The sequence below is a fragment of the Citrobacter sp. FDAARGOS_156 genome, from assembly GCF_001559235.2.
GTDB classification, from domain to species: Bacteria; Pseudomonadota; Gammaproteobacteria; order Enterobacterales; family Enterobacteriaceae; genus Citrobacter; species Citrobacter youngae.
The window spans coordinates 587,866-610,631 of sequence record NZ_CP014030.2 but is presented as its reverse complement, the minus strand read 5'-3'; the positions used below and the strand labels follow the sequence as shown (position 1 = coordinate 610,631).

Annotated in this window: 22 protein-coding genes; 17 read left to right on the top strand and 5 right to left on the bottom strand. The window is 53.0% G+C overall.

Annotation, left to right across the window (positions count from 1 at the left end; all coding sequences use genetic code 11):
* Positions 1 to 58 precede the first annotated feature (58 nt).
* From lysC to AL515_RS02930, 7 genes are all read left to right on the top strand, one after another.
* On the top strand, positions 59 to 1,408 hold the full coding sequence (lysC, locus tag AL515_RS02960) for a lysine-sensitive aspartokinase 3 (RefSeq protein ID WP_061067010.1): 1,350 nt from the start codon (positions 59 to 61) through the stop codon (positions 1,406 to 1,408).
* A 92-nt stretch (positions 1,409 to 1,500) separates the two neighbouring features.
* Positions 1,501 to 2,439: a ketopantoate/pantoate/pantothenate transporter PanS gene (gene panS, locus AL515_RS02955; protein ID WP_048213947.1), complete on the top strand. Its 939-nt coding sequence runs from the start codon at positions 1,501 to 1,503 to the stop codon at positions 2,437 to 2,439.
* A gap of 244 nt (positions 2,440 to 2,683) precedes the next feature.
* The gene (locus AL515_RS02950) at positions 2,684 to 4,270 is read left to right on the top strand and encodes a PTS sugar transporter (RefSeq protein ID WP_048213948.1); all 1,587 of its coding nucleotides are present in this window, start codon (positions 2,684 to 2,686) and stop codon (positions 4,268 to 4,270) included.
* A 27-nt stretch (positions 4,271 to 4,297) separates the two neighbouring features.
* Positions 4,298 to 5,137, top strand: coding sequence for a histidine biosynthesis protein (locus AL515_RS02945; RefSeq protein WP_044702272.1), 840 nt, complete (start codon positions 4,298 to 4,300; stop codon positions 5,135 to 5,137).
* 17 nt (positions 5,138 to 5,154) lie between these two features.
* Positions 5,155 to 6,018, top strand: coding sequence for a Cof-type HAD-IIB family hydrolase (locus tag AL515_RS02940; RefSeq protein WP_061067009.1), 864 nt, complete (start codon positions 5,155 to 5,157; stop codon positions 6,016 to 6,018).
* Entirely contained in the window at positions 6,005 to 6,763 is a 759-nt protein-coding gene (locus tag AL515_RS02935; RefSeq protein WP_005132777.1) for a DeoR/GlpR family DNA-binding transcription regulator, read from the top strand. The genes AL515_RS02940 and AL515_RS02935 overlap by 14 nt, the downstream gene beginning before the upstream one ends.
* Before the next feature lie 62 nt (positions 6,764 to 6,825).
* Positions 6,826 to 7,098: a DUF3811 domain-containing protein gene (locus AL515_RS02930; RefSeq protein WP_003031655.1), complete on the top strand. Its 273-nt coding sequence runs from the start codon at positions 6,826 to 6,828 to the stop codon at positions 7,096 to 7,098.
* Here the strand turns inward: AL515_RS02930 and rluF are convergent.
* Entirely contained in the window at positions 7,095 to 7,976 is an 882-nt protein-coding gene (rluF, locus tag AL515_RS02925; protein WP_032948298.1) for a 23S rRNA pseudouridine(2604) synthase RluF, read from the bottom strand. The genes AL515_RS02930 and rluF overlap by 4 nt on opposite strands.
* Before the next feature lie 469 nt (positions 7,977 to 8,445).
* Here rluF and AL515_RS02920 point away from each other — a divergent pair, with 469 nt between their 5' ends.
* The 8 genes from AL515_RS02920 (at position 8,446) to AL515_RS02885 (ending at position 14,992) form a co-directional block, all read left to right on the top strand.
* Positions 8,446 to 9,399, top strand: a complete 954-nt coding sequence (locus AL515_RS02920) for a sugar-binding transcriptional regulator (RefSeq protein ID WP_003031652.1) — start codon at positions 8,446 to 8,448, stop codon at positions 9,397 to 9,399.
* A gap of 70 nt (positions 9,400 to 9,469) precedes the next feature.
* The gene (locus AL515_RS02915; protein WP_008786899.1) at positions 9,470 to 10,276 is read left to right on the top strand and encodes an SDR family oxidoreductase; all 807 of its coding nucleotides are present in this window, start codon (positions 9,470 to 9,472) and stop codon (positions 10,274 to 10,276) included.
* A gap of 9 nt (positions 10,277 to 10,285) precedes the next feature.
* Positions 10,286 to 10,693 (top strand): mannose/fructose/sorbose PTS transporter subunit IIA, encoded by a 408-nt coding sequence (locus AL515_RS02910; RefSeq protein ID WP_003031647.1) that lies wholly within the window; start codon positions 10,286 to 10,288, stop codon positions 10,691 to 10,693.
* Positions 10,693 to 11,187, top strand: coding sequence for a PTS system mannose/fructose/N-acetylgalactosamine-transporter subunit IIB (locus tag AL515_RS02905; RefSeq protein ID WP_003031646.1), 495 nt, complete (start codon positions 10,693 to 10,695; stop codon positions 11,185 to 11,187). The genes AL515_RS02910 and AL515_RS02905 overlap by 1 nt, the downstream gene beginning before the upstream one ends.
* A gap of 65 nt (positions 11,188 to 11,252) precedes the next feature.
* Positions 11,253 to 12,050: a PTS mannose/fructose/sorbose transporter subunit IIC gene (locus tag AL515_RS02900; protein ID WP_044715019.1), complete on the top strand. Its 798-nt coding sequence runs from the start codon at positions 11,253 to 11,255 to the stop codon at positions 12,048 to 12,050.
* Positions 12,051 to 12,061: 11 nt separating this feature from the next.
* Positions 12,062 to 12,886: a PTS system mannose/fructose/sorbose family transporter subunit IID gene (locus AL515_RS02895; RefSeq protein WP_003031641.1), complete on the top strand. Its 825-nt coding sequence runs from the start codon at positions 12,062 to 12,064 to the stop codon at positions 12,884 to 12,886.
* Positions 12,887 to 12,954: 68 nt separating this feature from the next.
* The gene (gene sorE / locus AL515_RS02890) at positions 12,955 to 14,178 is read left to right on the top strand and encodes an L-sorbose 1-phosphate reductase (RefSeq protein ID WP_061067008.1); all 1,224 of its coding nucleotides are present in this window, start codon (positions 12,955 to 12,957) and stop codon (positions 14,176 to 14,178) included.
* A gap of 1 nt (position 14,179) precedes the next feature.
* The gene (locus tag AL515_RS02885; protein ID WP_061067007.1) at positions 14,180 to 14,992 is read left to right on the top strand and encodes a shikimate 5-dehydrogenase; all 813 of its coding nucleotides are present in this window, start codon (positions 14,180 to 14,182) and stop codon (positions 14,990 to 14,992) included.
* Positions 14,993 to 15,025: 33 nt separating this feature from the next.
* On the opposite strand, the gene AL515_RS02880 is transcribed toward AL515_RS02885, so the two are convergent.
* Entirely contained in the window at positions 15,026 to 15,343 is a 318-nt protein-coding gene (locus tag AL515_RS02880; protein ID WP_003841409.1) for a CcdB family protein, read from the bottom strand.
* Entirely contained in the window at positions 15,343 to 15,636 is a 294-nt protein-coding gene (locus AL515_RS02875) for a type II toxin-antitoxin system CcdA family antitoxin (protein ID WP_003844689.1), read from the bottom strand. The genes AL515_RS02880 and AL515_RS02875 overlap by 1 nt, the downstream gene beginning before the upstream one ends.
* 369 nt (positions 15,637 to 16,005) lie before the next feature.
* On the opposite strand from AL515_RS02875, the gene AL515_RS02870 reads away from it, so the two are divergent.
* Complete coding sequence (locus AL515_RS02870) at positions 16,006 to 16,284, top strand: addiction module antidote protein (RefSeq protein WP_048213961.1); 279 nt, start codon at positions 16,006 to 16,008, stop codon at positions 16,282 to 16,284.
* 109 nt (positions 16,285 to 16,393) lie between these two features.
* Positions 16,394 to 17,083 (top strand): dipeptidase PepE, encoded by a 690-nt coding sequence (gene pepE, locus AL515_RS02865; protein WP_032942056.1) that lies wholly within the window; start codon positions 16,394 to 16,396, stop codon positions 17,081 to 17,083.
* Positions 17,084 to 17,211: 128 nt separating this feature from the next.
* Here pepE and AL515_RS02860 read toward each other — a convergent pair whose 3' ends face one another.
* Both AL515_RS02860 and metH read right to left on the bottom strand, forming a co-directional pair.
* Positions 17,212 to 18,840 carry a Na/Pi cotransporter family protein gene (locus AL515_RS02860; protein WP_061067006.1) on the bottom strand — a complete coding sequence of 543 codons (1,629 nt, stop codon included), beginning with the start codon at positions 18,838 to 18,840 and terminating at the stop codon, positions 17,212 to 17,214.
* Positions 18,841 to 18,976: 136 nt separating this feature from the next.
* Complete coding sequence (metH, locus tag AL515_RS02855; RefSeq protein ID WP_061067005.1) at positions 18,977 to 22,660, bottom strand: methionine synthase; 3,684 nt, start codon at positions 22,658 to 22,660, stop codon at positions 18,977 to 18,979.
* Between the last annotated feature and the right edge of the window lie 106 nt (positions 22,661 to 22,766).

Genomic DNA, 22,766 nt, shown 5'->3' with positions numbered 1-22,766 from the left:
CTGCACCAGTTTCCTTTGTGCCATGGTCGCTCTATTCATTCCCTGACACGAGGTAGTTATGACTGATGTAGTTGTCTCCAAGTTTGGTGGTACCAGCGTGGCGGATTTTGATGCCATGAATCGCAGCGCTGATGTCGTGCTTTCTGATGCTAACGTCCGTGTGGTGGTACTTTCCGCTTCTGCGGGAATCACCAACCTGCTGGTCGCACTGGCTGAAGGGCTGGAGCCAACCGAGCGCTTCGAAAAACTCGATGCCATTCGTCAAATTCAGTTCAATATTCTGGAACGACTGCGTTATCCAAACGTGATCCGTGAAGAGATCGAACGTCTGCTGGAAAACATCACCACACTGGCAGAAGCGGCGTCACTGGCGACCTCAACCGCGCTGACCGACGAACTGGTCAGCCACGGTGAACTGATGTCTACCCTGCTGTTCGTCGAGATCCTGCGTGAACGCAACGTGCAGGCGCAGTGGTTTGACGTGCGCAAAGTGATGCGCACCAACGATCGTTTTGGCCGTGCAGAGCCCGACGTTGCGGCGCTGGCTGAACTGGCATCGCTCCAGTTGGCCCCGCGTCTGAGCGAAGGTCTGGTGATTACTCAGGGCTTTATCGGCAGCGAAAGCAAAGGCCGCACCACCACATTGGGGCGCGGTGGCAGCGATTATACCGCCGCCTTACTGGCCGAAGCCCTGCACGCCACGCGCGTTGATATCTGGACCGACGTTCCTGGCATTTACACGACCGATCCGCGCGTGGTTCCGGCTGCGCAGCGTATTGATGAAATCGCCTTTGAAGAGGCCGCGGAAATGGCGACCTTTGGCGCGAAAGTGCTGCATCCGGCAACCCTGTTGCCTGCCGTACGTAGCGATATCCCGGTGTTTGTAGGCTCCAGTAAGGATCCAAAAGCAGGCGGCACGCTGGTGTGTAATAAAACCGCGAATCCACCGCTGTTCCGGGCGCTGGCACTACGCCGTAAGCAGACGCTACTGACGCTGCATAGCCTGAATATGCTGCACTCTCGCGGCTTTTTAGCGGAAGTGTTCGGCATCCTGGCACGCCACAATATCTCGGTCGATTTAATTACCACATCCGAAGTCAGCGTGGCGCTGACGCTGGATACCACTGGTTCAACTTCCACCGGCGATACGCTGTTAACACAGTCTCTGCTGATGGAACTGTCTGCCCTGTGTCGGGTTGAAGTGGAAGAAGGCCTGGCGCTGGTGGCGTTGATTGGCAATGACCTGTCCAAAGCCTGTGGCGTGGGTAAAGAGGTGTTCGGCGTACTGGAACCGTTCAATATTCGGATGATTTGCTACGGCGCGTCCAGCCACAACCTGTGCTTCCTCGTGCCCGGTAGCGAAGCCGAGCAGGTGGTACAGAAGCTGCACCATAATTTGTTTGAATAATATTCCATCACGCGATAAACAATAACTATAGCCGGGCTCGAACCCGGCTTTTTTATAACAACACAACATCTTTAAATCGCAAGGAATACAATATGCTCGCTACTCTCACGCGGCTGTTCCCGTTATGGGCGCTGCTGCTCTCTGTTATTGCGTATTACACGCCCTCCACCTTTACGCCTGTCGGGCCATTAGTGCCGTCGTTACTGATGCTGATTATGTTCGGCATGGGCGTGCACCTGAAGGTGGATGATTTTAAACGCGTACTCTCACGCCCAGCCCCGGTCGCGGCGGGTATTTTCCTGCACTATCTGGTGATGCCGCTCGCCGCATGGATTTTGGCGCTGGCTTTTAATATGCCGCCGGAATTGTCCGCAGGTATGGTGCTGGTCGGCAGCGTGGCCAGCGGCACGGCATCTAACGTGATGATCTATCTGGCGAAAGGTGACGTGGCGTTGTCCGTGACGATTTCATCGGTTTCAACACTGGTCGGTGTTGTCGCCACGCCGCTGCTGACGCGCCTGTACGTTGATGCGCATATTCAGGTCGACGTGATGGGAATGCTGTTGAGTATATTGCAGATTGTGGTCATTCCGATTGCGCTGGGCCTGGTCATTCATCATCTGTTCCCACGCGTCGTAAAAACCGTAGAACCGTATCTGCCCGCGTTTTCTATGGTGTGCATTCTGGCGATTATCAGCGCTGTTGTGGCAGGTTCTGCATCGCACATTGCGTCGGTCGGCTTTGTGGTGATTATCGCCGTTATTCTGCATAACACCATTGGCCTGCTTGGCGGCTACTGGGGCGGGAAACTGTTCGGCTTTGATGAATCCACCTGCCGCACACTGGCGATTGAAGTCGGCATGCAGAACTCCGGCCTCGCCGCTGCGCTGGGTAAAATCTACTTCGGCCCGCTGGCCGCACTGCCTGGCGCGCTGTTCTCCGTCTGGCATAACCTTTCTGGTTCGCTGCTTGCGGGTTACTGGTCCGGTAAACCGATTACTGAAAAGCGAAGCGCTATAAAACAAAACTGATCGCGTATAAATGGAGGGTTACCCTCCATTTATTTAGATACTCCTTTGAACTCCATCACAAAACAACAAACATCCACACAAAACAAAATCTTAATTTATTCTTTTTATTTCAAGCAATTAATAAACAAACCCCATACAAATGGCAATTTACCTCGCTAATTTAATGTTGATTTGTTTTGTTTTAGTTGGAGTTATGATTCCACTACAACACAAATAACCCCTTTACCCTATCTTTGAGGCCGCTATGAAAAAAATTGCGATTATTGGAAGCAGTGGAGGCAACCTCTACAACCTGGGTGGCGCAGAGCCAGAGAAGCTACTCCAGGAAATTTATCAGCAGTGCGAAGCCGCAGGTGTGGAAGTTGCCGCCGTGCAGTTTATCGCGGCGGAAGCCTCGATGGATGTTGCCAAACCCCACACAGCGGCATCCGTGTTTGCATTAACCAAAGAAAACCAACAAAAACCACAACGGATATTTCAGGGAAAACTTTCAGAGGTAAACGCTTCGGTGGTCGAAAGCGATCGCCAGATTGCTGAGATGATCCGTAGCGGCGCGATCGACGGGATTGTCGTGATGAGCGCCGATCCGGGAAAAGCGAACCACGAAGTCTTCACCGCTGCCGTTGAAATGAAAACGCCGATCGTTGGCACCGGCGGAACGTCAATGGCGCTGGTGGCCGCAAAAGGGGCAAATGTCGTCGCAACCTCGGGTACGACCGGCACCACCAGCCGCACCCGCGCAGTCTCCTTCGTGGCGTCTCTGTGTAAACATTGGGGCATTAAGTACAAGCCGCAGTTGGGGAGCGCGTCACCCTCCCAGGGTGGCTCCGGAAAGAGCCTGCTCAAACGCTTTAACATTCGCAGCATTATGATCCCTGCGCTACCTGGCTTTATCGCGATGGCGATTGTTCTCGCTCTGAGCCACATCCCGGGGCTGGAAAAGCTTAACGATATCTTTGAAATCCTGCTGAAAGGCCTGCCAGTGTTGGTTGCCGTACTCGCGGCAAAACAGATTTCCGAGCTGGATGAAGTCTCTATTGTCGCTGGCGTCGTCGCCGGGGTGCTTTCGGTCGAGGGCGGTCTGATCGGTGGGATTATCGGTGGCTTGATGGCGGGTATATTTGTCCGTTGGCTGTTTGAACTGTGCCTGAACTGGCGCTTTCCGATGACCACCGTCAACATCGTCGCCGGTGGGATTTCAGGTCTTGCCGCCGGGTTGATCATGCACTATCTGCTGAGTCCGCTGGCGCTGTCGGCAGGTAATTACATCAAACTGGCTATCGAAAGCACTCTGGCTTTCAGTCCTGTTCTTGCCGGACTGCTGGCGGGGTTGGTTATCTGGCCAGCCATCCTGGGCGGGGTCTACCACGCGGTCATTCTGCCGCTGGTTCTGCTGGAGATGGAAAAATCCGGCGTAAGCTTCCTCGGCGCAGTCGATATGGTGGGTCTGGTGATGGTTGCCGCAGGGATTAACCTTGCCAACGTTATCGCCCCTCGCGAAAAAAGTGAAGCCGCCGTCGCCACACCGGGGCTGCTTATTAACCTGGGTTTCGGAACCTTCGTGGAATCTGCCTATCCCTTCATGTTCGCCAACAAAATTGTCTTTGGCTCCGCCATTTTCTGGGCCGGAATGGGCGGCATGATGCTGGGCTTCTTTAACGTTAAAGGCGTGGCTTATGTTCCCGCTTTTGCCTCGCCGTTCTTGTCCAGCAATGCGCTTCAGATGGCTATCGTGATGATCACAACAATGGCGATGACCTGTATTACCACCATTATTGCTAACCGTTTTAAGGCTGTCGTACAGAGCGAACCTGCAGCGTCAGCCCGTTAATTAATGCACCAACACCAGAGGTACACCATGTTTAAAGGCGATATGAATAAAAAACGCGCCAAAGCGTTACAGAAAGTGAAAGATGCCATTGCGCTCCACGGCGGACAAACCATCCTCAGTACGGGGATCACTGGCGACGATGCGCGTCTGGCGAAAGCGGTGTGTGAGGCAGGCGTTAAGCTGCTGGAACCAAACCACCCGGCACTGGCGCTGGCGCGTGGACACAAAGGCGTGAGCAATATGCATGCAGCAGAGCAGATCCGCCATGAAATCACCAACGGGCAAATGGCTGAAGCGGTACACGGCGTGCGTAACGTGGTTCCTGACGATATTTTCATTACCGTGGGTATTGCGGGGGGTTTTACCGAAACCTTGCCCGTGCCGCTCAGTGACACTGAGATTCTGGAGATTGCCCGTGCCGGAGCCGATGGTTTGCACACGCATAAATCCGACTGGGACGATCTGCAGGATATCGTTAATCTCGCCCATCAATATGGTCTGACCGTTGACGCCTATATTGGTCACCCGGACGATCTGCATACTTTCGGTATTCCTGCGCGTACGCCGGAAGAGGTTTCCAGCGTGGCGAAGCGGATGCAGGAAATTGGCGTCGATATGATCGGCCTGATGACCGGTATGAGCTATGAAGGCGTAGCAGCAGGCGACATTCCACAGGCCATTAAAGAAAGGCTGCGAGCGCTGGTTGGCGCGGTTGATGTACCAACGCTGGCAGAAGGCGGTATTAACCTCGCCAACGCCAAAGCGTTTAAAGATACCGGGGTCAATATTCTGGTCGTAGGTACGGCAATCGACAATATGGTCTGCAACGCCGCCAAAGAGGCCGTCACACCGTTTATTGCTCAGTAAACGCAGAGGAAAGAGAAATGTTGCTGGTGACCGATCTGGATGGAACGTTACTGACATCGCAGAAAACAATCAGCCCGCGCACGCGTCAGGCGCTGATTGAGTTCCGCCAGCGTGGCGGTCTGCTGGCAGCCTGTTCCGCCAGGCCGGTCTCCTCTATGCTGCGCCTGTTACAACAGCAACAGGTAGATAAATTGTTTGCCTGGTGCGCCGGTTTTAATGGCGGGCAAATTCTGGAGATGACGTCGCAGCATATTATTCATACTGCGACACTCTCTTGCATGGATCTCCGGGAGATTGACCGATCTATTTCTCTTTCCTGCTACCCCCATCATCTTTTTAGCGCCGATGCTATTTATCATCGTGATGACCGACTCGTAGCACCATGGACGACTTATGAGGCCAACTTATTTGAGCTACCCTTTATTTCGGCAACGCCTGAATATATTTTTAATCAGCATGACATTTATAAGATCACATTAGTGACAGAACAATCAAAAATAAAGGCATTATGTACGGCAATGATTAATGAATTGCCCTGTGGTTATATGGCGACAATCACCGGGGGGAATTATATTGACATCCAACGAACTGAAATAAACAAAGGCTATGCTATAAACATGTTAAGGCAACAGCTAAATATAGCGACCGAACAGGTTACGGCGATTGGCGATCAGCAGAACGATATCAGTATGTTTACCGCTGCGAACATTGGTATCGCCATGGGCAATGCGCCTGATGCAGTAAAACAACACGCCAGCTATGTGACGGCCTCTAATGATGATGAAGGTATTGTCTGTGCGCTGGAGTGGTTGCGTTGCTTTGCGCATCCAGTTACCATGCGCCAAAGCACGACATTGGCGGAAAATAATGAACCCGATTAAAAGAAGAAAACATATTCTTGATGAATTAAATAAGTTCGGTGAAGTCACAGTTATCAAATTATCGGAAACGCTAAAAGTTACATCAGAGACCATTCGCCGTGACCTCTCGATACTGGAGTCCGAAGGACAAATTACCAAAATCCATGGCGGGGCTGTCAAAAAACAGGTCGTTCAGGAAGATGAGTTTGGCGCGCGGATTGATATACACCGTGATGAAAAAATGGCAATTGGTAAAATTGCCGCCACGATGGTTAGCGAACGCGATACGCTGTTTATTGACTCCTGTACGACTAACTTAATTCTTGCTGAACTATTACCCCCACTCGCTTATTCTGTTATTACCAACTCAGCGTTAATTGCGGATAAAATTAAAGAGCATAATCTTCAGGCCCGCGTTTACGTCTTAGGCGGTGAATATGACTACCATTTTCGCGCCAATCTCGGTGTCTCGGTTTGTCAGCAAATTAACGCCATTCACGCCGATATCTGCTTCATTGGCGCAGGTGGAATTTCGCCTCAGCATGGAGTGCTGGTAAAAAGTTTTGATGAGGCGTACGTGGCAAAGTCCATGATTGCCATGAGCAAAAAAGCGGTAATTCTCGCCGACCATACCAAATTTGGTCAGGATGGGGTGATGTGTATCGCCACGTTAAAAGAAATCGATAGCATCATCACGGATAAAGGATTCAAAACAACGGGTTATACCCAGCAGGACTTTGGCGGGAAATTGCGTATTGCCTATTGAGCGCTATCAGCCTGGCCAGGATTACCGTACACTGAGAATATCGGCTAACAGAGGGCACCCGTATGGCACTCCCCCGCATTACCCAAAAAGAGATGACCGAGCGCGAACAGCGTGAACTGAAAACGCTGCTTGACCGCGCACGCATTGCGCATGGTCGACTACTGACCAACGCAGAGACCAACAGCATCAAGAAAGAGTACATCGATAAACTGATGGCCTTGCGCGAAGCCGAAGCTAAAAAAGCCCGCCAGTTGAAGAAAAAGCAGGCTTATAAACCGGATTCAGAGGCGTCATTCTCCTGGTCGGCGAATACGCCAACGCGCGGCAGACGTTAACGTCCTTTCTTCTTACGCCCCGGCGAGGTAAAACGCTTCCCGTTTGCCGCCGGGCGCGATTTCTCTTTCTCCGCCGATTTTTCGATTTTCACTACCGGGCGCTTGATGCCTGCGGTGGCAGCTTTTGGCTTCGCTTTCGCCTTCGGTTTAGCTTCTGAAGAAGAATTCTCAATCAGCTTGAACAGATCGATCAGTTCGTCATCCGTCAGGTCACGCCATTCTCCCAGCGGCAGGCCGGACAAACTCACGTTCATGATGCGTGTGCGCTCAAGCTTGGTAACTTCATAGCCAAAGTGTTCGCACATACGACGGATCTGACGGTTAAGCCCCTGAATCAGCGTGATGCGAAACACAAACGGCGCTTCTTTCTTGACCTTACATTTTTTGGTGACGGTGCCGAGGATTGGCACACCGGCTCCCATCCCACGAATAAAGTCGTCGGTTACGGGCTTATCGACCGTCACCAGATACTCTTTTTCGTGATCGTTACCGGCACGCAGGATTTTATTCACCAAGTCGCCGTGGTTAGTCAGAAAGATCAGTCCCTGGGAATCTTTGTCCAGACGACCGATGGGGAACACGCGTTTGCTGTGATTCACGAAATCAACAATGTTGTCGCGTTCGCTGTCTTCGGTGGTGCTGACAATTCCTACCGGCTTGTTCAGCGCGATAAAAACCAGATCCTCCGCTTCACGCGGCTCAATCAACCGACCATTCACTTTTACGACGTCGCCAGGCATCACCTGATCGCCAATGGTGGCGCGTTTACCATTCAGGAAGACATTCCCTTGTTCGATAAAGCGATCCGCCTCGCGACGCGAGCAGATTCCGCTTTCACTGATGTATTTATTTAATCGGATGGATGAGTCGGGCAGCATAATTTCTCCTGTATACACTTCATCCTTCAAGCCGTCTCTGCGTTGGCTGCCCTCACTCACCCTGGTCACATAGTTATCTATGCTCCCAGGAATTCGTTCCCTTGCCGCCTTGATACAACTTGAATGCTTTTGTGTATTAAAAGCGAAATATACCCTACCTTGCGGACGATAAAAAATAATCGTGTTCGACTGCCCACGCGCTATTTGTGATCCGTCACACCTTTTGACACAAAAGTGTCAGCGATCCATCCCTGCAATTTTGTTGGGTGAAAACAAGCAGAATCAATACATTAGAGAGATAAGCACATCTGTGCCAACAACACGCCATCACCACATCAAATGTGCAACACAATCGGTCATTACAGGGCGCTGAAATAAGTGAAAATAGCTTTGAGATGGAGAACAGTTGGGGTTATATCAGATCAAGAAGACAATTTCGTGATTTGCACAAATGTGCAGGAGTCCAAAAATGGCGACGGAAAACAGCGATGATATCCGCCTGATCGTAAAGATAGCGCAGCTGTATTACGAACAGGATATGACACAAGCGCAAATCGCCCGCGAGCTGGGTATTTACCGCACCACGATCAGCCGTTTGCTAAAACGTGGACGCGAGCAGGGTATCGTCACCATCGCCATTAATTACGACTACAACGAAAATCTGTGGCTGGAACAGCAGCTAAAACAGAAATTTGGCCTGAAAGAGGCGGTGGTGGTCTCATGCGACAGCGAACAGGAAGACGAACAGCTCACGATGATGGGTGTGCACGGCGCACAGTTGCTGGAACGCTTACTGGAACCTGGGGACATTATCGGGTTCTCATGGGGCCGCGCGGTGCGGGGACTGGTGGAAGGGTTATCCCCTGCCAGCCAGTCGCGCCAGCTGATCTGCGTGCCGATTATCGGCGGACCGTCCGGCAAGCTTGAAAGCCGCTACCACGTCAATACGCTAACCTATGGCGCTGCGGCAAAGCTCAAAGGGGAATCACACCTGGCAGATTTCCCGGCACTGCTGGAAAACCCGCTGATCCGTAACGGGATCATGCAGTCACGACATTTTAAATCGATTTCCGCTTATTGGGATAATCTGGACATCGCGCTGGTCGGGATTGGATCTCCGGCAATACGTGATGGCGCCAACTGGCACGCTTTTTACGGCAGTGAAGAGAGTGATGACCTGCATGCTCGCCAGGTCGCCGGAGACATTTGCTCGCGCTTTTACGATATCAACGGTGTAACCGTAGAAACCAATATGAGTGAAAAGACACTCTCCATCGAAACCAATAAATTAAAACAGACGCGTTACTCCATTGGCATTGCAATGGGTGAAGAAAAATACAGTGGGATATTAGGCGCATTACGTGGGAATTATATTAACTGTTTAGTTACCAACAGCCATACCGCTGAATTATTGTTGAAGTAAATAAATTCTAATTGGTCCTGCCATAATTAATTTTATGTGGGATCCCCTTATCTAAAATCGGGAGTTAATTATGCAAACGTGGTTAAACTTGCAGGGCAAAGTCATTATTGTTACCGGTGGTGCATCCGGAATTGGCCTGGCGATTGTTGAAGAGTTATTAGCGCAGGGCGCTAATGTGCAAATGGCAGATATTCATGGCGGAGAAGGTAAATACGATAGCCATGACGGGTATCATTTCTGGCCAACGGATATTTCCAGCGCCAAAGAGGTTAATCATACTGTCGCTGAAATTATCCAACGCTATGGGCGTATCGATGGTTTGGTGAATAACGCAGGCGTTAATTTTCCGCGGCTGCTGGTCGATGAAAAAGCACCCGCCGGGCAATATGAACTCAACGAAGCCGCTTTTGAAAAAATGGTGAATATCAACCAGAAAGGTGTGTTCTTAATGTCGCAAGCAGCGGCACGCCAGATGGTAAAACAGCGTAACGGCGTGATTGTGAATGTCTCTTCAGAAAGCGGGCTGGAAGGTTCAGAGGGCCAAAGTTGCTATGCCGCCACCAAAGCCGCATTGAATAGCTTTACCCGTTCCTGGTCGAAAGAGTTGGGCAAACACGGCATTCGTGTGGTGGGCATTGCACCTGGCATTCTGGAAAAAACCGGACTGCGGACCCCCGAGTATGAAGAAGCGCTGGCCTGGACTCGCAACATCACCGTCGAACAGCTGCGCGAGGGCTACACCAAGAACGCGATCCCAATTGGTCGCTCAGGGCGCTTAAGCGAAGTCGCTGATTTTGTTTGTTATCTTTTGTCTGAGCGCGCCAGTTACATAACCGGAGTAACCACTAACATTGCGGGCGGAAAAACGCGCGGCTAAGGAGGTTTTATGGTCAATGCAATCTTCTGTGCTCACGGCAAACTGGCCTGCGCCATGCTGGAATCGGTACAGATGGTCTACGGTGATGCCAATGTTGAAGCCGTGGCATTTGTCCCCGGAGAAAACGCCAGCGACATCGTGGAAAAGCTGAAAAAGTTAGTAAGTATTCACACTGGCGATGAATGGCTGATTGCCGTCGATTTGCAGTGTGGCAGTCCCTGGAATGCTGCCGCGACGCTGGCGATGCACAATCCGGCGATACGGGTCATTAGCGGATTATCACTGCCGTTGGCGCTGGAGCTGGTAGACAACCAAAGCAGTATGAATGTGGATGAACTGTGCGAACACCTGACGACCATTGCTCAACAAACCTGTGTCGTCTGGAAACATCTGGAAACGGCCGAAGAGGATTTCTGATGAACATTACCCTTGCTCGTATTGATGACCGCCTGATCCACGGTCAGGTCACCACCGTCTGGTCGAAGGTGGCGAATGCACAACGGATTATTATCTGTAATGACGACGTTTATAACGATGAAGTACGTCGCACATTATTGCGTCAGGCCGCCCCGCCGGGAATGAAAGTGAACGTCGTTAATATCGAAAAGGCGGTCGCGGTTTACCATAATCCGCAATACCAGAACGAAACCGTTTTTTATCTATTTACCCGCCCGCAGGATGCATTAGCAATGGTAAAACAAGGGGTAAAAATCACCACATTAAATATTGGCGGCATGGCCTGGCGACCAGGTAAAAAACAATTAACCAAAGCCGTTTCTTTAGATAACGACGATATTCATGCGTTTCGTGAGTTAGATAAACTGGGTGTCACGCTGGATTTACGCGTCGTCGCATCCGATCCATCTATTAATATTCTCGAAAAAATAGAAGAACAATCGTTCGCTGAATAAATAAAAATGCCTGTGTACTTATGCTTTAACAGGCAGGGATGATCACATTCATAAGGTGACATATTATGGAAATAAGTACCCTACAAATTATCGCCATATTCCTATTTTCCTGTATTGCCGGAATGGGCAGCGTGCTGGATGAGTTCCAGACCCACCGTCCGCTAATTGCTTGTACCGTTATCGGCCTGATCCTCGGTGATTTAAAAACCGGGATTATGCTCGGCGGCACGCTGGAGTTAATCGCTCTTGGCTGGATGAACGTCGGCGCAGCGCAGTCTCCCGATTCGGCACTCGCCAGTATTATCTCCGCCATTCTGGTTATCGTCGGTCAGCAAAGCATTGCTACCGGTATCGCCATCGCCCTGCCGGTGGCGGCGGCAGGCCAGGTACTGACGGTGTTCGCCCGTACCATCACCGTGGTGTTCCAGCACGCGGCGGATAAAGCAGCCGAAGACGCCCGCTTTCGTACCATCGACATGCTGCATGTTTCCGCCCTCGGCGTGCAGGCGCTGCGCGTTGCCATTCCTGCATTAATCGTCTCGCTGTTTGTCAGCGCCGATATGGTCAGCAATATGCTCAACGCCATTCCGGAATTCGTCACCCGCGGATTGCAGATTGCCGGTGGCTTTATCGTGGTGGTCGGCTACGCCATGGTGCTGCGCATGATGGGTGTGAAGTACCTGATGCCCTTCTTCTTCCTCGGGTTTATCGCTGGGGGTTATCTCGATTTGAGCCTGCTGGCTTTCGGTGGGGTTGGCGTGATTATCGCGCTGGTCTACATCCAGTTGAACCCACAGTGGCGTAAGACTGAACCGCAGGCGCAAGCCCCCTCTTCTCAAGCTCTTGATCAGCTTGAAGACTAACGGAGCCCATCATGGAACAGAAAAAACTGACCAAATCCGACCTGTTTAGCATGTTTGTTCGCTCCAACCTGCAACAGGCGTCATTCAACTTCGAACGCATTCATGGGCTGGGCTTTTGCTACGACATGATCCCCGCCATCAAGCGCTTGTATCCACTAAAAGAGGATCAGGTTGCCGCACTCAAACGCCACCTGGTGTTCTTCAATACCACCCCTGCCGTTTGCGGCCCAGTGATTGGCGTCACCGCCGCAATGGAGGAAGCACGCGCCAACGGTGCGGAAATTGACGATGGCGCAATCAACGGCATCAAAGTCGGCCTGATGGGTCCGCTGGCAGGCGTCGGCGATCCGCTGGTATGGGGAACGCTGCGCCCGATTACCGCCGCGCTCGGCGCATCGCTGGCGCTATCCGGTAACATTCTCGGCCCGCTATTGTTCTTCTTTATTTTCAATGCAGTACGTCTGGCAATGAAGTGGTACGGCTTACAGCTTGGCTTTCGTAAAGGGGTCAACATCGTCAGCGACATGGGCGGCAACCTGCTGCAGAAACTGACCGAAGGCGCATCGATTCTCGGCCTGTTTGTGATGGGAGTATTGGTCACCAAATGGACCAGCATCAACGTGCCGCTGGTGGTATCGCAAACGCCTGGCGCAGACGGCACCACCGTCACCATGACCGTGCAGAACATTCTCGACCAACTCTGCCCCGGCCTGCTGGCGTTGGGTCTGACGCTGCTGATGGTGCGTCTGCTCAACAAGAAAATTAATCCGGTATGGCTAATCTTCGCCCTGTTTGCGCTGGGAATTATCGGTAACGCACTGGGCTTCCTGTCCTGATTTTTTCGCTCCGGCAATGCCGGGGCAACTTCAACAAATAGTCCTCGAAAGAGGAAGAGGTGGTAACAATGCAAACAACAACAGCTTTACGTCTTTATGGTAAACGCGATCTGCGCCTGGAAACCTTCGACCTTCCTGAAATGCAGGACGATGAAATTCTGGCCTCAGTCGTAACCGACAGCCTGTGCCTTTCTTCCTGGAAAGAGGCTAACCAGGGCGAGAACCACAAAAAGGTGCCGGACGATGTGGCCACCAACCCAATCATCATCGGTCATGAGTTTTGCGGCGACATTATTGCCGTAGGCAAAAAATGGCAGCATAAGTTTCAACCCGGCCAGCGCTATGTCATTCAGGCTAACCTGCAACTGCCGGATCGCCCGGACTGTCCGGGATACTCCTTCCCGTGGGTGGGCGGTGAAGCCACCCACGTCGTTATTCCCAATGAGGTGATGGAGCAGGACTGCCTGCTGGCCTACGAAGGCGAAACCTATTTTGAAGGTTCGCTGGTTGAGCCGCTGTCCTGCGTGATTGGCGCATTCAACGCCAACTATCACCTGCAGGAAGGCTCTTATAACCATAAGATGGGCCTTCGTCCGCAGGGACGTACACTGATACTCGGCGGCACCGGGCCGATGGGACTACTGGCGATCGACTATGCACTGCATGGCCCGGTTAACCCGGCGCTGCTGGTGGTAACCGACACCAATAACGACAAGTTGAGCTACGCCCGCAAGCACTATCCATCAGAACCACAAACGTTGATCCATTATCTCCACGCCCAGGATGCGAGTTATGACACCTTAATGGCGCTGAGCGGCGGGCACGGGTTTGATGACATCTTTGTGTTTGTGCCCAACGAACAGCTGGTTACGCTGGCCTCTTCCCTGCTGGCTGCCGATGGTTGCATGAACTTCTTTGCTGGTCCGCAGGATAAGCAATTTAGCGCGCCGATTAACTTCTACGACGTACACTACGCCTTCACCCATTATGTTGGGACGTCTGGCGGCAATACCGACGACATGCGCGCGGCGGTTAAACTTATCGAAGAGAAGAAAGTTCAGGCGGCAAAAGTGGTGACGCACATTCTGGGGCTGAATGCGGCAGGTGAAACCACGCTGGAACTGCCAACAGTCGGCGGCGGGAAAAAACTGGTTTACACCGGCAAAGCCTTACCATTAACCGCGCTCACCCAGATTGATGATCCAGCCTTGCGCGATATCCTGGAGCGACATGAGGGGATTTGGTCGCAGGAAGCCGAACAGTACATATTGTCTCACGCCGAGGAAATTTAACATGATTAACCGCGACACCCAGTTGTGCATGTCGCTTGCCGGTCGCCCCGGCAACTTCGGCACTCGCTTTCACAACTATCTGTATCAAAAATTAGGGTTAAATTTTATCTACAAAGCCTTTACCACGCAGGATATTGAGGCCGCAGTGAAAGGCGTTCGCGCACTCGGAATTCGCGGCTGTGCGGTCTCTATGCCGTTCAAAGAGAGCTGCATGCCGTTTCTGGATGCCATCGATCCTTCCGCAAGCGTCATTGATTCCGTCAACACCATCGTCAATGACAACGGTACGCTGACAGGATTTAACACCGACTACATTGCGGTAAAAAGCCTGATTGCCAGCCACCAGCTCAATAGCAGCGCACGCGTGATGATTCGCGGCAGCGGTGGAATGGGTAAAGCGGTTATCGCCGCGTTTCGCGATGCCGGATTTACAGATGTCATCATTGCCGCGCGCAATCGCGAGAGCGGCCCGGCGCTGGCAAAACAGTACGGTTTCCAGTGGCAGCCCCAGTCGGAAGGGATTGCCTGCGATATTCTGGTCAACGTGACGCCCGTCGGCATGGCTGGCGGCAAAGAGAGCCATGAACTGGCCTACAGCGAAGCGATGGTCTCTACGGCAAGCGTCGTTTTTGACGTCGTCGCCCTGCCGCCGGAAACACCGGTGATTAAGCTGGCACAGCAGTTGGGTAAAAAGACCATCAGCGGTGCAGAGGTGATTGCCTTACAGGCCGTAGAGCAGTTCGCTATGTATACCGGCGTACGCCCGGATGACGCATTGATTGCCGAAGCGGCAGAATTTGCGCGGGCGGGGTAACGAAGCAGGAACAGAGCGCCAGGGATGGGCGCTCTAATAGCCATTAATCAGAAAATCAATCGCATCCCGAAGTTCTGCCCTGTTTGCGGTCAGATCTCCCACAAAGTTACCCACATTCTTCACAGGTATGCCTGTCATCATGTACGTCATCACCACATAGGCTTGCCCACCAATGCTAACAACCGGGCAAATTTTAGCTGGCGGGACTTCGTTGGGAAACTGGCTTAGCGCTATAACGGGTGCGACCAGTACATGCTGCAAAACAGCGGCCACCGGATGCTGTAAGCTAATTAAAAACGGATAAACGCTTTTTCCACTTCCTGTATTTTCATAAGCGCAATACTGCTCCATCAGAATGTCCTTTGAAAATCACTGAACGAACCGTTTTCTTCCACCCATTGATTTAATGCTTCTATCGATTTTTTATTATCCCGCAACCATTCTTCGCGTTTGTTCTCGCGAAATTTTTCGATCAGGGCTTCGGTTAAAACCGCTGACAGATTGATTTTAAGCTTGCGCGCCTCTTCCAGTATCTCTGGAGCCAGAGAGACATTGACTGATTTTTTTACCTTAGACACAGTGCGCATGATAACCCCCATAGCAGTGCGCATGACATGCCTAAGATTAGCGTAATAAGCGAGCATTTCCTATTCCCCGACCAGCAAATCATCATGTCACACTAAGGTGGTTGCACAGGCCTGTCACGCCCCGAAGAAGATGTCTGCGAGGTGCTTTCCTGTTTACGCCCACCAGCATTTCCTCTCACCTCCCAGTTTTTTATTCTCTACTTTCAACTTGTCAATTCATAATGTAGTTTATAAAATACATGGAACGTAATCATGGAAATTCTTCAGACCACGGTTTTCCAACGCTGGGAACAGAATCTACGGGATCGCAGGGCCAAAACGCTCATTGCCGCACGACTTTTTCGACTGCCGAATGGTTTAGCTGGCGATGTTAAACCTATTGGAGAATGCTCGCCCGTTCACTGGACTATCAGGAGACCTTCCGCCATGAATAAGCTTACTCAGTACGATCCCGCTGCTGCGCTAGTTGATGATGAAGAAATTGCTGTATTTATGGCGGATGCCCTCGAAACAGGCGATGCAACGTACATTGCAAAAGCATTGGGCGTGGTGGCACGCGCTAAGGGAATGGCGAGCATCGCGGCAGAAACGGGATTATCCCGCGAACAACTCTATCGCTCGTTTAGTGAGAAAGGAAACCCGACGCTGAAAACCACGCTGGCGGTGATGAAGGCGCTCGGTATTGGATTGACACTTAGAAAATAGTCCCAGCTTCTATCTCCCCTTCCAACATCGTGAGCCATATCAGTAAGGCATTAGATTGATAGTGGTAGCATTAGTGCGGTTGGTAATTTTCTGATTACATGGAGAAATGATGGAACTGCTTTTATTGAGTAACTCGACGCTGCCGGGCAAAGGCTGGATGGAACATGCGCTGCCGCTGATTGCTGAGCAACTGAATGGTCGCCGCACGGCAGTGTTTATTCCGTTCGCTGGCGTGACGCAAACCTGGGATGAGTACACGGCGAAAACAGCAGCCATCTTTGCGCCAATGGGCGTCAATGTTACGGGCATTCATACCGTTGCCGATCCGATTGCTGCCATTGAAAACGCCGAGCTGGTGATTGTCGGCGGGGGTAATACCTTCCAGTTGCTGAAAGAGAGCCGCGAGCGCGGGCTGCTGGCGCCGATTGTGGATGTCGTCAAACGCGGTGCGCTGTACATCGGCTGGAGCGCGGGTTCCAACCTTGCCTGCCAGACCATCCGCACCACCAACGACATGCCGATTGTCGATCCCAAAGGCTTTGATGCCCTGGGTCTGTTCCCACTGCAAATTAATCCGCACTTCACCAACGCGCTGCCGGAAGGCCATAAAGGCGAAACGCGTGAACAGCGTATTCGCGAACTGCTGGTGGTTGCACCAGAGCTGACGGTGATTGGCTTGCCGGAAGGGAACTGGATCAAAGTGAGTAACGGTCAATCTGTGCTCGGCGGCCCAAACACCACGTATATCTTTAAAGCGGGTGAAGAGGCGGTTGCCGTTGAGGCAGGCCACTGCTTTTAGTTGATTTGTTGTCTGATGCCGGATGGCGGCTTCGCCTTATCCGGCCTACAAGGTAAATGACAACATTGACGGTTATCCGTAGGCCCGGTAAGCATCAGCGTCACCGGGCAACATTTCATCTGTCCTCGTTAGTACTCACGCTCATCGTCTTCATCCGGCTGTTCCAGCACGCTGTAAGCCACAGAGCAAAACAGTGAGTTCAGACGCTGCATATCGCCCAACAGCGCCAGGTGCAGGGAACTGGTCTCGATGCTTTGCACGTTCTGCTGATGCAGACGGTCAACGTGCGCATGCGAATAGCGACGGTTGAGAATACGGAAACGGTGCTTGCTACGACGCAGACGGCGGGCGCTGGTCACATCGCCTGAGAAGAATACCGACATCGCCAGTTGCAGATTGCTGAGCAGCAGATCGTAGAGCGCATCCAGCTCTTTCAGCCCTTCTACCGAGAATGCCCGACGGGCGGCCAGCGACTTATCGGCTATCTCACTGCCCATACGTTCGACAATATCGGAAGCCTGCTCAAGGTTGAGCGACATTTCGATAATCTCCGCCCAACGGCGTGATTCCTCTTCCGCCAGTTCATCCTTTGGCATCCGCGCCAGATAGAGCTTAATCGCCGTGTACAGCACGTTGATGTCATCCGCCATCCTGCGCAACTCTTTCTCTTCGCGCGGCTCGCCGTGCATCACCTTCTTCAACCCGTCCATCATCTGCTCCATCGCATCGCCAATACGCAGCGCTTCGCGGGCGGCATTAGCGAGAGCAAGCGTCGGCGTATCCAGCGCACTGACGTCCAGATGTTTGGGCTTCAGATGTGCATCCAGCTCCGGCTCATCGCGGATGATGCGCTTACAAAAACGCGCCATCGGTTCAGCGAACGGCACCATCGCCACGCAGCGTACCAGGTTGTAGAAGACGTGGAAGTAGATAACCAGTTCGGATTTCGGCAGCGGTAGCTCATCCATCAAATTCGCCAACGGATGAACAAACGGCAGGATAATCAGGCTACCCACCAGCTTAAACAGCAGGCTACCTAGCGCCACTCGGCGGGCGGCGGCATTAGCGGCGCTGTTGTTAAGCATCGCCAACAGGCCGGATCCGAGGTTGGCGCCAATCACCAGACACAGCGCCACCGGGAACGAGATAATGCCTGCAGCGGTCAGCGTGGCCGTCAGCAGTACCGCCGCCAGGCTGGAGTAACTGATAATCGCAAACATGGCGCCAATCAGCGCATCCAGCATGATATCGCCGGTGAGCGAGGCGAAAATAACCTGTACGCCATTAGCCTGAGTGATCGGCGTTACTGCCTGCACAATCAGCTCCAGCGCCAGTAAAATCAACCCCAGCCCAATACCGACCCGCCCCAGCTGTCCGGCACGAGACTGCTTGCGCCCAAGAAAGAAAATGACGCCGATAAAAATCAGCAAGGGCGACAGCCAGGAGAGATCGAAAGTCAGGATACGCGCCATCAGCGCGGTCCCCACGTCGGCACCCAGGACAATCACCAGCGCAGGGGTGAGCGCCACGAGATCCTGCGCGACAAACGACGTCACCAGCATGGTGGTAGCGTTACTGCTTTGCACCAGAGCAGTAACGCCGATCCCCGCGCAAAAGGCGAGCGGCTTCTTTTCAACACTACGGCTGAGCACAGTGCGTAAACGGGCACCAAAGACACGCATCACGCCGGTACGCACAATATGCGTACCCCAGACCAGCATAGAAACAGCAGAAAGCAGGTGTAACAGAGTTAACACGGAATCAGGTACTCCTTATCGTTATATGTTCCTGAGGCCGAAGCCTTCTTTCAGTATAAGGGTTTAAACGTAATAAAGAGACAGGGCACTCATTGAGTGCCCTGTTTGTTGTAAATAAAGATGACAGTTTTGTGAATCAGTCGGCGTCGTAGCCGAGGTTCGGCGCTAACCAGCGCTCCACTTCTGCCACGCTCATCCCTTTACGGAAGGCATAATCTTCAACCTGATCGCGCTGGATTTGCGCCACGGCGTAGTACTTGCTGTCCGGATGACTGAAATACCAGCCGGATACCGAGGCACCTGGCCACATGGCGAAGGATTCGGTGAGCTTCATCCCAGTGTGCGCCTCTACGTCCAGCAGTTCCCAGATGGTGGCTTTTTCGGTGTGTTCCGGACACGCCGGATAGCCCGGTGCCGGGCGAATCCCCTGGTAGTTTTCGCGGATCAGCTCCTCGTTACTGAGATTCTCGTTCGCCGCATAGCCCCAGTAGACTTTACGCACGCGCTCGTGCAAGTATTCCGCGAACGCTTCCGCCAGACGGTCAGCAATCGCTTTCACCATGATCTTGTTGTAGTCGTCATGTTGCGCTTCGAAAGCATCTGCCAGCGCATCTTCCTCCAGACCACCGGTAACCGCGAAAGCCCCAATGTAATCTGCTTTACCGCTCAGTTTCGGCGCGACAAAGTCCGACAAGCAGTAGTTGGCGAAACCGACTTTTTCCGTTTGCTGACGCAGATGATGACTCACGTTAAGCACGTGTGTACGTGTTTCATCACGGTAGATCTCGATGTCGTCACCCACACGGTTGGCCGGGAATAAACCCACCACGCCACGCGGATTCAGCGTCTTCTCAGCGCTGAGTTTATCCAGCATGTCGTTGGCATCTTTGAACAGGCGCTTCGCCTCTTCGCCCACTACTTCATCTTCGAGGATTCGCGGATATTTCCCGGCCAACGACCAGGTCATAAAGAACGGCGTCCAGTCGATGTAGTTGCGCAGGGTTTCGATGCTGGCTTCCACTTCCTGTACGCCCAGACGGTGCGCCACCGGCGGGGTGTAGTTTTCCCAGTCAAAGGCCAGATCGTTGTCGCGGGCAGCCTGTAACGTTACGGGCGGAGTACGCGGTTTCTTACGCGCATGCTGGATACGCACAGTTTCGTACTCTTTACGCGTACGGGCGACAAAGTCATCGCGCTGGGTGTCAGAGAGCAGCGCAGCCACGACACCAACGGTACGCGAGGCGTTCTGCACGTAAACCGTCGGGCCACTGTAGTTCTGCTCAATTTTCACCGCAGTGTGTGCTTTCGAGGTGGTCGCACCGCCAATCAGCAGTGGGATGGTGAAGCCCTGACGCTCCATCTCTTTCGCCACGTTGACCATTTCGTCCAGCGAAGGGGTAATCAGCCCGGAAAGGCCAATCAGATCGGCATTCACTTCACGCGCGGTTCTGAGGATTTTCTCCGCGGGCACCATCACGCCAAGATCGACGATTTCGTAGTTGTTACATTGCAGCACCACGCCGACGATATTTTTACCGATGTCGTGCACGTCGCCCTTCACGGTAGCGATGACCATTTTGCCGTTGCTGGAGCCTTTCTCTTTGCTGGCCTCAATGTACGGTTCGAGGTACGCCACCGCCTGCTTCATCACGCGGGCGGATTTCACCACCTGCGGCAGGAACATTTTGCCCTCGCCGAACAGGTCGCCAACCACGTTCATGCCGTCCATCAGCGGTCCTTCAATAACCTCGATCGGGCGCGCAGCCTGCTGGCGCGCTTCTTCGGTATCCAGCTCAATAAACTCGGTAATGCCTTTCACCAGCGAGTATTCGAGGCGCTTTTTCACGTCCCAACTGCGCCACTCCGCCATCTGGGCATTCGCCGTATCGTCGGTTTTACTGCCGCGATACTTCTCAGCAAGCTCCAGCAGTCGTTCGGTGCCATCGTCACGGCGGTTGAGGATCACATCTTCAACCGCATCGCGCAGCTCGGCGGGCAGGTCGTCATAGATTGCCAGTTGTCCGGCGTTAACAATCCCCATGTCCATGCCGTTGCGAATGGCGTAGTAGAGGAATACCGCGTGAATGGCTTCACGTACCGGGTCGTTGCCACGGAATGAGAATGACACGTTAGAAACGCCGCCGGAGATCAGCGCGTGCGGCAGTTCGCGTTTGATGTCTTCACAGGCCCCGATAAAGTCCTGCGCATAGTTGTTGTGTTCCTCAATGCCGGTCGCGACGGCAAAGATGTTCGGGTCAAAGATAATATCTTCCGGCGGGAAGCCCACCTCTTCGGTAAGAATCTTGTACGCCCGACGGCAGATCTCAATTTTGCGCGCGCGGGTGTCGGCCTGGCCCTGCTCGTCAAAGGCCATCACCACCACTGCAGCACCGTAGCGACGCAGCAGCTTCGCGTGATGAATAAAGGTCTCAACCCCCTCTTTCATCGAGATGGAGTTAACGATGCCTTTACCCTGAATGCACTTCAGCCCTTTTTCGATTACTTCCCATTTCGAGGAGTCGATCATAATCGGCACGCGGGCGATATCCGGTTCACCGGCAATCAGGTTGAGGAAACGAACCATCGCCGCTTCGGCGTCGAGCATCCCCTCATCCATGTTGATATCGATGATCTGCGCGCCACTTTCTACCTGCTGGCGGGCGACGTCCAGCGCTTCGCTGTATTTCTCTTCTTTGATCAGGCGCTTAAACTTCGCCGAACCGGTAACGTTGGTACGCTCGCCGACGTTCACAAACAGGCTGTCGTCGCCGATGTTCAGCGGCTCAAGGCCGGAAAGGCGGCAGGCAACCGGGATTTCCGGCAAGCGGCGTGGCGGCAGCCCTTCCACGGCGCGACTCATGGCGGCGATGTGTTCCGGCGTGGTGCCGCAGCAGCCACCAACAATATTCAGGAAGCCCGCTTCGGCCCATTCACGGATTTGCGCCGCCATGGTGTCGGCATCAAGATCGTACTCACCAAAAGCGTTTGGCAGCCCGGCGTTCGGGTGCGCGGTCACGTAGCATTCGGCAATACGCGACAGTTCCTGCACGTACTGGCGCAGTTCGTCCGGGCCTAAGGCACAGTTCAGACCGAAGGTCAGCGCATCGGCGTGGCGCAGCGAGTTATAAAACGCTTCGGTGGTCTGGCCGGAGAGTGTACGCCCGGAAGCGTCGGTGATGGTGCCGGAGAGCATAATCGGCAGCTCAACGCCCAGCGCCTCGAATTCAGTTTTAACCGCGAAAATAGCGGCTTTGGCGTTGAGGGTATCGAAAACGGTTTCAATCAGGATCAGGTCACTGCCGCCTTCCACCAGCGCTTTGGTGGATTCGCGGTAGGCGGCCACCAGCTGATCAAAGGTAATATTACGGTAAGCCGGGTCGTTGACGTCGGGCGAGATAGACGCTGTACGGTTGGTTGGGCCAAGCACGCCCGCGACATAGCGCGGTTTGTTCGGCGTGCGCGCCGTCCATTCGTCTGCCGCCGCACGCGCCAGTTTGGCTGCCGCAAAGTTGATTTCCGCCGACAGGGATTCCATCTGGTAATCCGCCATGGCGATAGTCGTGGAGTTAAAGGTGTTGGTTTCGATGATGTCCGCGCCCGCCTCGAAGTAGGCGTTGTGAATCGCGGCAATCACCTCCGGTTTGCTGAGCACCAACAGGTCGTTGTTGCCTTTCAGATCGCACGGCCATTCGGCAAAGCGTTCGCCGCGGAAATCCTCTTCGCTCAGACGATATCCCTGGATCATGGTGCCCATACCGCCGTCCAGCACCAGAATACGTTCATTTAACTGCTGACGTAATTGTTCTACTTTGCTGCTCACACTCGCTCCCGACAACGCTCAACCAGACCGAAAAAAACTCAACAGGTCATACTGGCACAAACCTGAGAGGCGGAAAAGAGAACAACGGCCAACATGAGACATGTTC

Coding starts and splice junctions, on each gene's coding strand:
- lysC (WP_061067010.1), top strand. CDS start 59: ATGACTGATGTAGTTGTCTCCAAGTTTGGTGGTACCAGCGTGGCGGAT.
- panS (WP_048213947.1), top strand. CDS start 1,501: ATGCTCGCTACTCTCACGCGGCTGTTCCCGTTATGGGCGCTGCTGCTC.
- AL515_RS02950 (WP_048213948.1), top strand. CDS start 2,684: ATGAAAAAAATTGCGATTATTGGAAGCAGTGGAGGCAACCTCTACAAC.
- AL515_RS02945 (WP_044702272.1), top strand. CDS start 4,298: ATGTTTAAAGGCGATATGAATAAAAAACGCGCCAAAGCGTTACAGAAA.
- AL515_RS02940 (WP_061067009.1), top strand. CDS start 5,155: ATGTTGCTGGTGACCGATCTGGATGGAACGTTACTGACATCGCAGAAA.
- AL515_RS02935 (WP_005132777.1), top strand. CDS start 6,005: ATGAACCCGATTAAAAGAAGAAAACATATTCTTGATGAATTAAATAAG.
- AL515_RS02930 (WP_003031655.1), top strand. CDS start 6,826: ATGGCACTCCCCCGCATTACCCAAAAAGAGATGACCGAGCGCGAACAG.
- rluF (WP_032948298.1), bottom strand. CDS start 7,976: ATGCTGCCCGACTCATCCATCCGATTAAATAAATACATCAGTGAAAGC.
- AL515_RS02920 (WP_003031652.1), top strand. CDS start 8,446: ATGGCGACGGAAAACAGCGATGATATCCGCCTGATCGTAAAGATAGCG.
- AL515_RS02915 (WP_008786899.1), top strand. CDS start 9,470: ATGCAAACGTGGTTAAACTTGCAGGGCAAAGTCATTATTGTTACCGGT.
- AL515_RS02910 (WP_003031647.1), top strand. CDS start 10,286: ATGGTCAATGCAATCTTCTGTGCTCACGGCAAACTGGCCTGCGCCATG.
- AL515_RS02905 (WP_003031646.1), top strand. CDS start 10,693: ATGAACATTACCCTTGCTCGTATTGATGACCGCCTGATCCACGGTCAG.
- AL515_RS02900 (WP_044715019.1), top strand. CDS start 11,253: ATGGAAATAAGTACCCTACAAATTATCGCCATATTCCTATTTTCCTGT.
- AL515_RS02895 (WP_003031641.1), top strand. CDS start 12,062: ATGGAACAGAAAAAACTGACCAAATCCGACCTGTTTAGCATGTTTGTT.
- sorE (WP_061067008.1), top strand. CDS start 12,955: ATGCAAACAACAACAGCTTTACGTCTTTATGGTAAACGCGATCTGCGC.
- AL515_RS02885 (WP_061067007.1), top strand. CDS start 14,180: ATGATTAACCGCGACACCCAGTTGTGCATGTCGCTTGCCGGTCGCCCC.
- AL515_RS02880 (WP_003841409.1), bottom strand. CDS start 15,343: ATGGAGCAGTATTGCGCTTATGAAAATACAGGAAGTGGAAAAAGCGTT.
- AL515_RS02875 (WP_003844689.1), bottom strand. CDS start 15,636: ATGCTCGCTTATTACGCTAATCTTAGGCATGTCATGCGCACTGCTATG.
- AL515_RS02870 (WP_048213961.1), top strand. CDS start 16,006: ATGAATAAGCTTACTCAGTACGATCCCGCTGCTGCGCTAGTTGATGAT.
- pepE (WP_032942056.1), top strand. CDS start 16,394: ATGGAACTGCTTTTATTGAGTAACTCGACGCTGCCGGGCAAAGGCTGG.